This window comes from Sorangium sp. So ce448, from assembly GCF_051520915.1.
Classification (GTDB): Bacteria; Myxococcota_A; Polyangia; order Polyangiales; family Polyangiaceae; genus Sorangium; species Sorangium cellulosum_B.
Window position 1 is genome coordinate 8,554,956 of record NZ_CP150343.1, and the last position, 11,012, is coordinate 8,565,967.

General features: G+C 71.9%; 9 protein-coding genes. 5 read left to right on the forward strand and 4 right to left on the reverse strand.

Annotation, left to right across the window (positions count from 1 at the left end; all coding sequences use genetic code 11):
- Positions 1 to 143 precede the first annotated feature (143 nt).
- Positions 144 to 1,586 (forward strand): phosphoglucosamine mutase, encoded by a 1,443-nt coding sequence (gene glmM / locus WMF45_RS32290; RefSeq protein WP_437708886.1) that lies wholly within the window; start codon positions 144 to 146, stop codon positions 1,584 to 1,586.
- 195 nt (positions 1,587 to 1,781) lie between these two features.
- Here glmM and WMF45_RS32295 read toward each other — a convergent pair whose 3' ends face one another.
- Complete coding sequence (locus WMF45_RS32295) at positions 1,782 to 2,789, reverse strand: ABC transporter ATP-binding protein (protein WP_437708887.1); 1,008 nt, start codon at positions 2,787 to 2,789, stop codon at positions 1,782 to 1,784.
- Positions 2,786 to 4,213: a sigma-54-dependent transcriptional regulator gene (locus WMF45_RS32300; RefSeq protein WP_437708888.1), complete on the reverse strand. Its 1,428-nt coding sequence runs from the start codon at positions 4,211 to 4,213 to the stop codon at positions 2,786 to 2,788. Before WMF45_RS32300 ends, WMF45_RS32295 begins: the two co-directional genes overlap by 4 nt.
- Positions 4,214 to 4,555: 342 nt before the next feature.
- Between WMF45_RS32300 and WMF45_RS32305 the strand changes: the two genes are divergently transcribed.
- The 4 genes from WMF45_RS32305 (at position 4,556) to aat (ending at position 10,209) form a co-directional block, all read left to right on the forward strand.
- Positions 4,556 to 7,522 (forward strand): carboxypeptidase regulatory-like domain-containing protein, encoded by a 2,967-nt coding sequence (locus WMF45_RS32305; RefSeq protein WP_437708889.1) that lies wholly within the window; start codon positions 4,556 to 4,558, stop codon positions 7,520 to 7,522.
- 85 nt (positions 7,523 to 7,607) lie between these two features.
- Positions 7,608 to 8,369 carry a hypothetical protein gene (locus tag WMF45_RS32310; RefSeq protein ID WP_437708890.1) on the forward strand — a complete coding sequence of 254 codons (762 nt, stop codon included), beginning with the start codon at positions 7,608 to 7,610 and terminating at the stop codon, positions 8,367 to 8,369.
- Positions 8,370 to 8,423: 54 nt separating this feature from the next.
- Positions 8,424 to 9,425 (forward strand): glycosyltransferase, encoded by a 1,002-nt coding sequence (locus WMF45_RS32315; RefSeq protein ID WP_437708891.1) that lies wholly within the window; start codon positions 8,424 to 8,426, stop codon positions 9,423 to 9,425.
- A 61-nt stretch (positions 9,426 to 9,486) separates the two neighbouring features.
- The gene (aat, locus tag WMF45_RS32320; RefSeq protein ID WP_437708892.1) at positions 9,487 to 10,209 is read left to right on the forward strand and encodes a leucyl/phenylalanyl-tRNA--protein transferase; all 723 of its coding nucleotides are present in this window, start codon (positions 9,487 to 9,489) and stop codon (positions 10,207 to 10,209) included.
- Positions 10,210 to 10,248: 39 nt separating this feature from the next.
- On the opposite strand, the gene rbfA is transcribed toward aat, so the two are convergent.
- Positions 10,249 to 10,620 carry a 30S ribosome-binding factor RbfA gene (rbfA, locus tag WMF45_RS32325; RefSeq protein ID WP_437708893.1) on the reverse strand — a complete coding sequence of 124 codons (372 nt, stop codon included), beginning with the start codon at positions 10,618 to 10,620 and terminating at the stop codon, positions 10,249 to 10,251.
- Positions 10,617 to 11,012, reverse strand: coding sequence for a DUF503 domain-containing protein (locus tag WMF45_RS32330; RefSeq protein ID WP_437542711.1), 396 nt, complete (start codon positions 11,010 to 11,012; stop codon positions 10,617 to 10,619). Before WMF45_RS32330 ends, rbfA begins: the two co-directional genes overlap by 4 nt.

An 11,012-nucleotide genomic window follows, 5' to 3' on the forward strand; every position in this document is an offset into this window, starting at 1 on the left:
GATGCGGCACGATAGCGGCCACGCCACAAAAGCAGCGTCGATGGAGGCCGCGTCACCGTCGCCGCGGCGGCGATTGGCCGTAGGCCGTCTTGGCAAAGGTTGCTAAGGGTGGTCTCCTCAGCCCCACACCACAGAGAGGGACCGTGCCGAAGCACACCAAGAAGGATCCTAGGGAGGGCGCTCCGTCGGCGACGGGCGCACCGCAGAAGCAGGCCTCAGGCCGCAAGCTCTTCGGCACCGACGGGGTGCGCGGCGTGGCGAACCAGCCGCCGATGACGCCCGAGATGGCGCTGCGGCTCGGGCGCGCGATCGCGTTCGTCGCGAGCCACGGGAAGTCGCGGCAGGTGCGGGTGGTGATCGGGAAGGACACGCGCCTGTCCGGCTACATGCTCGAGACCGCGATCGCGTCCGGCGTGTGCGCCATGGGCGGGCGCGTGATGCTGAGCGGGCCGATCCCCACGCCGGCGGTCGCGCAAATCACGCAGAGCATGCGGGCCGACGCCGGGGTCGTGATCAGCGCGAGCCATAACCCGTATCAGGACAACGGCATCAAGATCTTCGGGCCCGACGGCTACAAGCTGCCCGACACCGCGGAGGAGGAGATCGAGCGGCTCATGGAGAGCCACGAGCTCGACGAGGCGCGGGTGGTCGGGGCGGCGATCGGCAGCGCGGTGAAGCTCGACGACGCGCGCGGGCGGTACGTCGTGTTCTGCAAGAACACGTTCCCCGCGGCGCTCTCGCTGGACGGCGTGAAGATCGTCGTCGACGCGGCGCACGGGGCGGCGTACCGCGTGGCCCCCTCGGTGTTCACCGAGCTCGGCGCGAACGTGACGTCGCTCGGCGTGAAGCCGAACGGCCGCAACATCAACCGCGAGACCGGCGCCCTGCACCCGGAGCACGTGAAGGCCGAGGTGCTCAAGCGCGGCGCGGCCATCGGCATCGCGCTCGACGGCGACGCGGACCGGGTGATCATGGTCGACGAGCGCGGCGAGGTCGTGGACGGCGACGCGATCATGGCGCTCTGCGCGCTCCGGATGCTGCGCACCGGCAAGCTGCCGCGGAACACGATCGTGACGACGGTGATGTCGAACCTCGGGCTCGAGCGGGCGCTCAAGGCCCAGAGCGGGCACGTCGTCCGCACGGCGGTCGGGGATCGCTACGTCGTCGAGGCGATGCGGAACGGGGGCTACTCGTTCGGCGGCGAGCAGTCGGGGCACCTCATCTTCCTGGACCACGCGACGACGGGCGACGGCATCGTGGCGGCGCTGCAGGTGCTCGCCATCATGATGGAGGAGGACAAGCCGCTGAGCGAGCTCGCCTCGAAGGCGATGCAGCGGGTGCCTCAGGTCCTGGAGAACGCGACGTTCGCGACGCGGCTGCCGCTCGACAGCATGCAGCGGACGCGGGTCACCGTGGATCGCATCGAGAAGACGCTGGGCGACAAGGGGCGCATCCTCGTGCGCTGGAGCGGGACGGAGCCGAAGCTCCGCGTCATGGTCGAGGGCGAGGACGCGTCGACCATCGGGGCGTACGCGCTCGAGATCATCGAGGCGGCCAAGCAGGACGTCGCTGGGGCATCGGCGTAGCCAGGGCTGCCCGGCCCCCGGAGAGGGTGTCCTCTGCGCGGGGTGGGGGCCCCGCCGAACTCGGCGCCCCCATGGATCATCCGGCGATGCCGGATGATCCATGGGGGCGCCTCAAACATCGGCCCATCCCCCACCCCGCGCAGAGGACACCCTCTCCGGGGGCCTACCGCTGTCTTAGGGAGGCCCCGGGGCTGGCTACAGGGCGCGGCGCATGAAGAGGTCCTCCAGCGTCTCGCGGCGCGGCGCGACCTCGACGACCTGCGCGCCCGCCGCGAGCGACGCGCGCAGCACGTCGCGCACGCGCGCCTCGCCCTCCACGTCGACCACGACGACGTCGCCTCGGCGCGTGGTCGCGAAGCCCTTCGCGACGAGATCGGCGAGGAGGCCTTCGCTCGCGCCCGCCAGCGTGACCTCGGTGCGCAGCACGTCGCCCCGCAGCAGCTGGCGGATCGCGCCGCTCACCACCACCTGGCCCTCGCGCAGGATCGCCACGCGATCGCACATCGCCTCGACGTCGCTCAGGATGTGCGTCGAGAAGAAGATCGTCCGGCCCTGATCGCGCTCCGCGAAGATGAGATCGCGCACCTCCTTGCGGCCGACCGGATCGAGGCCGCTCATGGGCTCGTCGAGGATCAGCATCTCCGGATCGGCGACCAGCGCGGCCGCCAGCCCCGTGCGCTGCAGCATCCCCTTCGACAGCCGGCGCACCTGCCGATCCGCCGCGTACGCGATCTTCACCTGATCGAGCACCTCCATCGCCCGCCTGCGCAGCGCCGCGCCGCGCATCCCGGAGAGGCGACCGCAGAGCTCCACGAACTCGCGCGGGGTGAGGTAGGGGTAGACGTACGGGTTCTCCGGCAGAAAGCCGATCTTCCGGCGCGCCTCGGGCGACGGCACGCGCGCGCCGAACAGGTACGCCTCGCCGCCGGTCGGGGCGATGAGGCCCGTCAGCATCTTGATCGTCGTCGTCTTGCCGGCCCCGTTCGGCCCGAGAAAGCCGAAGATCTCGCCGCGCCGGACGTCGAAGCTCACCCCCTTGACCGCCTCGACCGCCCTCCGGCGCAAGAAGCCCACCCGGAACGTCTTCAGGAGGCCGCGGACGTCGATCAGCAGCTCGCCCTCCGGCGCCCCTTCCTCGACGGAGCTGGCCGGCGCGGCACCCCGGTCCCGCGGCTCGACGATGCGCTCGGCTGCGTTGCTCATGCGCCCTCCTCCCCCTCGGGGCTCTCGCCCGGCGCGCCGTCTGCCGGCCGCGCCCGGCCGCGCGCGTTGGCCGCGCTGTACTCGTGCAGCTTGTACTGGATCTTGCGCGGGCTGATCCCGAGGATCGTCGCGGCCTTCGAGGTCGAGCCCTTGCACGCCTCGAGCGTGCGCAGGATCGCGTAGCGCTCCAGGTCGTAGATGGTGCTCCCGGGGACGCGCGGCATCGCGTCGACGGACTCGGCCGGCTCGGACGACATCTGCGCCGGCAGGTGCCGGAGCTCGATGCGCGCGCCGTCGCAGAGCACCGCGGCCCGCTCGATCGCGTTCTCCAGCTCGCGCACGTTGCCGGGGAACGAGTAGGACGTCAGCGCCGACAGCGCCTCGTCGGTGAAGCCCTCGATCCGCTTGCCGTTCTCCTGCGCGTAGCGGCCGAGGAAGAACGTCGCGAGCTCGGGGATGTCGCTCCGGCGCTCGCGGAGCGGCGGGATCTCCAGGGTAACGACGTTGAGCCGGTAATAGAGGTCCTCGCGGAACACCCCCTCGGCGATGCGCTGGCGCAGATCGCGGTTCGACGCGGCGAGGATCCGCACGTCGATCTTGAGCGTCTCATTGCCGCCCACCCGCTCGAACGTCCGCTCCTGCAGGAAGCGCAGGAGCTTCACCTGCGTGGCGAGCGGGATCTCGCTCACCTCGTCCAGGAACAGGGTGCCGCCGCTCGCCTGCTCGAAGCGGCCCTCGCGGCGTCCGATGGCGCCGGTGAAGGCGCCGCGCTCGTGGCCGAACAGCTCGCTCTCGAGGAGCGACTCGCTCAGCGCGGCGCAGTTCAGCCGGACGAGCGGCGCCTTCGCCCGCGGGCTGGCGCGGTGGATCATCTCGGCGATGAGCTCCTTGCCCGTGCCCGTCTCGCCCACGATCAGCACGCTCGCGCGGCTCGGCGCCACCTGCTCGACCAGCCGGAGGACCTTCGCCATGCTCGGGTGGCTCGCGATCACGTGCCCGAACGCGTTGCGCTCGCGGAGCCGCTCGCGCAGCCGCGAGTTCTCCTGGAGGAGCCGCGCCCGCTCCACCGCGCGCTCGACAACGACCGCGAGCACCGAGAAATCGAGCGGCTTCGTCAGGTAGTTGTACGCGCCCTTCTTCACCGCCTCGACCGCGCTCGAGATGGTGCCGAACGCCGTCATGACGACGAAGGTCGCGTCCGGCAGCGCGAGCTGCGCCTTCTCCATCATCCGGATGCCGTCGAGCCCAGGCATCTTCAGATCGGTCAGGACCACGTCGGGCGCGAACTCCTCGAGCTTGCCGAGCGCCTTGAAGCCGTCGGCCGCTGTCTCGGTCGTGTACCCCTCCTCGCGGAGGATCTCCGAGAGCGCCGCGCGCGCGTTGGCCTCGTCGTCGACGATCAGGATGCGCCCGCGGGATGCCATGGTGATGGCTTTCCTAGCATGCGCGTCCGCGGAATTGGACGGCTGCTCGGCCCCGGCCGAGCGGCGGCGCGGACCGCGGGCGCTCTGGTCGAGCACGTTTGCGACCGAGGCGCCCGCGCGGCGGCGCGGCGCCGTGCCTCGCGCGGAGAAGGCCGAAAGGCTCGGCGTCACCGCGCGGGGATGCCGTACTTATCGAGCCGTGCGGCGCGCCTGTCGCGGAGCTGCTGCCAGCGAAAACCGCTGTTTCACGCGCCGCCCGGAGTGATACAACGGGCCGCGCGCGAGGTCTCCACCGTCCCGATTGGCGGGCGTTTCCTTGTTCGACCTCGCGGGTGAGGCTCGATGCATACGCTTCGGAAGGTGTTTGCCGACAGGCCCCGGCGCGCTGCGCTCACGGCGCTGCCGCTCGTCGGCTCGCTCACGCTCGCGGGCGCTGCCGAGGCGCAGCAGCCGCAGCCGCCCTTCGGACCGCAGCCGATTCCAGGCCAGCCCGCGCAGCCGCCCTTCGGACCGCAGCCGATTCCAGGCCAGCCCGCGCAGCCGCCCGGCGCTTTCGGGCCCGAGCAACCTCCCGCGCAGCCCGGCCCCTTCGGGCCGCAGCCCGGTCAGCCCGGTCCCTTCGGGCCGCAGCCCGGTCAGCCCGGCCCCTTCGGGCCGCAGCCGGGCTTTCCTGGCGATGCTCCGCCGCAGTTCGGGCCGCAACCGGGGTTTCCGGGCGACGCTCCGCCGCAGTTCGGGCCGCAGCCGGGCCAACCGCCGCCGGACGGGAGCGTCTCTTTCGGCGCGCAGGCGTCGGTCGGTGATCAGGGCCTCCAGGCCAGCGCGACGGCGCCGACATCCACCGCGTGGGACGAGGAGGAGCGGGCGCTCTCCCTCACCGCGCAGCCGAACCTGTGGGGCTCGACCGGCCTCCTCAGGACGTCGTACGCGGGCTCGGGCGCGCCGGGCACCTTCCGGGTGTCGTTCCTGCTCGACTGGTTCTCCACGAGCGGCTTCCTCTGCGATCCGGCGGAGTCGACGCTCGCCGGTCACCCGATCACGTGCGGTCCTGACGCGAAGGAGGACTCGGCGAGCCACGTCGGAGCGTTCTTCGCGCTGAACGCGACCCCCCTGCCCTTCCTCGAGGGGTACGCGTCGATCCGCACGTTCGCGAACGCGAACGACCAGGGTCGCCCGCGGCTGCTGCAGGTGCTCGGCGACACGACGTTCGGCGTGAAGGCGTTCACCCCCACGAAGATCGGCAAGCCGTTCTCCTTCGGCGGCGAGGCGCAGCTGCTCCTGCTCAACGGGACCGGCAGCGTCGGCCTCGCCGGCGGCGGCACGAGCGCGGTCTTCCGCGGGCTCGCGTCGCTCGATCTGCGCAAGCCGCAGGGCAAGGGGTTCCCGCTGCGGGTGAACGTGAACCTCGGCTACAAGCTCGACAACTCCGGCGTCCTCGTGGAGGAGGTCGAGAAGGCGCGCGCGAAGGCGTTCACGGACGATCGCGAGCGGCAGCCGATCTCGCGGATCGAGCGGTTCGGGCTCGGCATCAACCGCGTCGACTTCTTCCAGACCCACCTCGGCGTCGAGGTGCCGCTGCCGAAGGTGCAGCCTTACCTCGAGTACACCCTCGACATCCCGGTGAACCGGCAGGGTTACGAGTGCCACACGAAGACCGTGTCGCGCGGCGACGTCTGCCTCGGGCTCGACGACTTCGCGTCTCCTGACCCGCAGAACCAGGGCGGACCGGGTTATGCCGCGGCGCCGTCGCGGCTGTCGCTCGGCGTGCGGGTGACGCCGTTCGAGAAGGCGTTCCGCGGGCTCTCAGGACACGCGGCGTTCGACCTCGGCCTGTCGGCGACCTCCGTGTTCATCGAGGAGGTCGCGCCTCAGGCGCCGTGGACGCTCTATCTCGGGATTGGCTATGCGTACGATACGAAGCAGAAGGAGCCGCCGCCGGCCCCCGCGCCGCAGATCATCAAGGAGCCGCCGCAGCTCGTGCCGGCGCCGCAGACCTTCGCGCGCGGCTTCGTGCACGAGCAGAACAAGCCCGACGCGGCGGTGGCGGACGCCATCGTGACGATCGAGGGCGCGGCTCAGCCGCCGTACGCGACTGGGCCGGACGGCCGCTTCCTCACACGGCACCTCGATCCGGGGACGTACACCTTCAACATCCGGGCGAACGGGTACAAGCCCGGCACCTGCCAGGCGACGATCCTCCCTGGCGGGGCAGCGCCGGGGCAACCCGGAGCGTTCGGCGCGCAGCCTGGGCCTTTCGGTCCGCAGCCCGGGCAGCCCGGCGCCTTCGGTCCGCAACTCGGACAGCCTGGGCCTTTCGGTCCGCAACCCGGGCAGCCCGGCGCCTTCGGCCTGCAACCCGGGCAGCCTGAGCCTTTCGGTCCGCAACCCGGGCAGCCCGGCGCCTTCGGCCCGCAACCTGGACAGCCTGGGCCTTTCGGACCGCAACCCGGGCAGCCCGGCGCCTTCGGCCCGCAACCTGGACAGCCTGGGCCTTTCGGTCCGCAGCCCGGCGCCTTCGGCCCGCAACCTGGACAGCCTGGGCCCTTCGGCCCGCAGCCCGGACAGCCGGGTCCCTTCGGTCCGCAGCCGGGAGGGCTTGGCGCTGCGCCGAGCCCGACGCAGCCGCAGGGGCCGACGTTCGTGGACGTCGACTGCTCGCTCGAGGCGCTGCCCAAGACGGGCAACATCGTCGGGACGGTGAAGGACGCGGAGAGCGGGGACGCGGTCGCTGGCGCGACGATCCGGCTGGTCGACGCTGCGGGCCGCGAGCAGACGGCGACGGCCGACGGCAGCGGCGCCTTCCGTTTCCCCGACCTGCCGGCCGGCGCGGTGACGCTCAAGGTCGAGGCGCAGGGCTACATGAACCACGTCAACCAGGCCGACGTCCGGACGAGCGAGGACACGCGCGCCGCCCTCACGGTGAACAAGCGGCCGAAGATCTCGCTCGTGAAGGTGCTGGGCAACGAGATCAAGATCTCGCGGCAGATCCACTTCGAGACCGACTCGGCGAAGATCCTCGGCGACTCGAACGCGCTGATGGAGGAGATCGCGGACGTGCTCCAGCGGAATCCGAACATCCGCAAGGTCGAGATCCAGGGGCACACCGACAACACGGGCGGGCGTGAGCACAACCAGACGCTCAGCGAGGCCCGGGCGAACGCGGTGCGCGCCTGGCTGATCCGGGCCGGCGTGGACGGCTCGCGGCTGCTCGCGAAGGGCTACGGACAGGATCGCCCCGTCGCGCCGAACGTCACGCCCGCGAACAAGGCCAAGAACAGGCGCGTTCAGTTCATCATCGTGGAGAAGTGAGCCAGGTCCGCCGCCGGGCGGGCCCGCATCCGTCCGCGCCTCGGCGTCGCTTGTCGGCGCCGGGGCGCTGCGATAGGGCACGCGCATGATCAAGCAGGTCATCGCGACCGCGCTGGCCGTCGTGGCGGGTTGCGCGGCGCCCACCCCGGCGCCCGATGCCCGGCCAGCCGAGAGCGCCCGGCCCTCCTCGGTCGGCGCCGCGCCGACGACGGCAGCAGCGATGGCAGGCGCCAGCGCGGCTGAGGTGGCATCAGCGCCTCGCCCGGAAGACGCAAGCGCGCCGGAGCCGCGGCAGGACGGGGGCGATCGCGCGGCCGCCGACGCACCCGCGGCCGACGCATCGCCCGGCCCAGGAGCGGAGCCCAGCGCAGGCGCCGACCCCAGCGCCACGACATCTGCCCGCGTGGACAACAAGATCCTGCCGGCGCTCGAGAGCGAGGAGCTCACGGCGCGAGCCAGGGCGTTGTTCGACGCCATCGTGAAGAAGGAGCCGGCGCTGGCCGAGTCCTTCTGGTTCCCCAAGGAGCCGTTCATCCCGCTCAAGGACGTGAAGGACCCCGGCAAGTACTGGGACAACCTCCACGCCGCTTACGTGAACGACGTGAAGTCGATGCATCGGAAGCGCAAGAGCTGGGAGGGGGCGCGGTTCGTCGGCTTCGTGGTGGGCTCCAAGCCGACGTGGGTGCCTCCGGGGGACGAGGTCAACAAGATCGGCTATTACCGCTCTTTTCACGGCAAGCTGAACTACGAGATCGACGGGAAGCCGGCGAGCCTGGACGTCCACACGATCATCTCGTGGCAGGGCCGCTGGTACATCACGCACCTCGGCGACTTCAAGAAGCGCTAGGCGTCCGCGCCCGTTCTTGTGGACGCTGCGCGGGCGCGCCGCCATGGTCTCCGCGTGGCGCCGCTCGTCTCCGTCTTGCTCCCGTACCGGCAGGCGGAAGCGACGATCGAGGAGGCGCTGGAGAGCGTGCTCGCCGAGCGCGCGGTCGACCTGGAGGTGGTCGCCGTGGACGACGGGTCGACGGACGGCGGCCCAGCCAGGGTCGCGCGCGTCGCGCAGCGCGATCGCCGCGTCCTCCAGATCGCGACGGGCGGCGTGGGGATCGCGCAGGCGCTCTCGCGCGCGGCGGAGGCAGCGCGCGGCGAGCTCCTCGCCCGCATGGATGGCGACGATATCTCGGTCGGCGAGCGGCTCGCGCGACAAGCGGAGACGCTCCTCCGGGATCCGCGGCTCGGCGTCGTCGGGGCCCGCGTCGAGGCGTTCGCTGCCGGGCCGATCGGCGAGGGCATGCTGCGCTACGTCGACTGGCTGAACTCGATCCTCACCCCGGAGGACCACGCGCGGGAGATGTTCGTGGAGTCCCCGCTGTGCCACCCCTCGGTGATGCTGCGGCGGAGCGCGCTGGAGCAGGTCGGCGGGTTCCGGGAGGTCCCGTGGGCCGAGGACTACGACCTGTGGCTGCGCCTCGACGCCGCGGGCGCGCGGATGGCGAAGCTCCCGGAGCTCGGCCTGCGCTGGCGGCACCGCGAGGGGCGCGCCACCTTCGCCGATCCGCGGTACGCGATCGCGCGGTTCCTCGAGGCAAAGGCGCACTACCTCGCGAGGAAGCTCGGCCCAGCGCGCCCGGTGGCCGTGTGGGGCGCGGGAAAGACAGGCCGGCGGCTGGCGAGGGCGCTCGCCCGGAACGGCGTGGCGCCCGCGCGGTTCGTGGACATCGATCCGCGCAAGATCGGCCGGATCGCGCAGGGCGCGCCGATCGTCGACCCGTCGCGGCTGGAGCGCGGCGCAGAGACCCTCGTCGTCGCCGTGGGGGCGCGGGGGGCGCGCGCGCTCATCCGCGGCCACCTCGCGGCGCGCGGCTTCGTCGAGGGCTCCGACTACCTGTGCGCCTCCTGAGCGCGCGGCGGGCGACGCTTTGCAACGGCGCGCTCTTTTGGGAGGATTCGATCCCACAGCGATGCGGGTCCCGGTGCTCACGAGCAAGCTCGACTTCCCTCCGCCAGAGCGCGCGACCCCGGAGGGGATCGTGGCCGTGGGCGGCGAGGCCTCGCCGGAGCGGCTGCTGGCCGGCTACCGGCGGGGCATCTTCCCCTGGCCTCACGAGGGGCTGCCGCTGCTCTGGTTCTCCCCGGATCCGCGCTTCGTCCTGCCGCCGCGCGAGGCGCACGTCCCGCACTCGCTGCGCAAGCGGGTGCGCCGGGGCGAGCTCGAGGTGCGGACCGATACGGCGTTCGAGCGGGTCATGCAGGCCTGCAGCGCCGCGCCGCGCCCTGGGCAGAACGGCACGTGGATCACCGAGGAGCTCATCGCCGGCTACACGGCGCTGCACGCCGCCGGGGTCGCGCACAGCATCGAGGCGTGGTCGAACGGCGAGCTCGTCGGCGGCCTCTACGGCGTGTCGCTGGGGCGGATGTTCTTCGGCGAGTCGATGTTCGCGCGCGCGCCCGACGCCTCGAAGGTCGCGTTCGCGACGCTCCTCGGGAACCTCGTCGCCTGGGACTTCGCGCTGGTGGACTGCCAGGTGTACACCGACCACCTGGAGCGATTCGGCGCCGTGGAGTGGCCGCGGCGCGAGTTCCTCGGCGCGCTGAAGGTGGCGCTCGACGCCCCGACGAGGTTGGGACCGTGGCGCTTCGACCTCGAGCCCGCGCAGGCGATCGAGCGGCTCATCTCGCGTTGATCGCCGCCGAGCTTCGGCCGCGCGCCGCTCGACCCCGCGCTAGCGCTCGCCGCCCGAGGCGTCCTTGATCTCTCGGAGCAGCTCCTCGATCCGCCGCTCGGCGTCGGGACCCTCGTCGTAGAAGAAGCGCAGCGTCGGCACCACGCGAAGCCCCATCGTGCGGGCGACGTCCCTGCGCAGCCGGCCCGACGCCGCCTCCAGCCCCTTGAGCAGGGCGCGGCGCGCCGCTGCGTCCTCCGCGCCGAACTCGTGGCGCACGTGGACCTTCGCGCTCTGCAGGTCGTCGGTGATCTCCACGCGCGACACGAGCACGCCGGCGATCCGCGGGTCACGCAGATCCCGGAGCAGGTTGGACAGGTCCTCACGGAGCCGCTCGGCGACCCGCGTCGCCCGCTTCACCACGCCGCTCATTCGTCGTCCTCTGCGTCCTCGAACATGTCCGAGGACGCTCCCAGATCTCCATCGTCACGGCCGAGCGCCTGCTCGATGCCGCCCTGCACCCCAGCGCCTCCATCGCCGAACGGCACGATCTCGGTCGCCCGATCCGTGAGGACGGCGTGCGGCAGCGACCCCGCCATCGCCGCCACGTCCGCGAGGACCTTGTCGCACATGACCGACGAGTTCGAGACGACCGCGACGCCGAGCGTCGCCCGCCTCGGATCGTCGAGCACGCCGACCTCGGCGATCGAAACGCGCATCCGGCCCTGCGCCCGCTCCTTCAAGGAGCGCACCACGCTGCGCTTGTCCTTGAGGGAGCGGGCCCCGACGATATCGAGACGGAGACGGAGTACACCCACGAACAT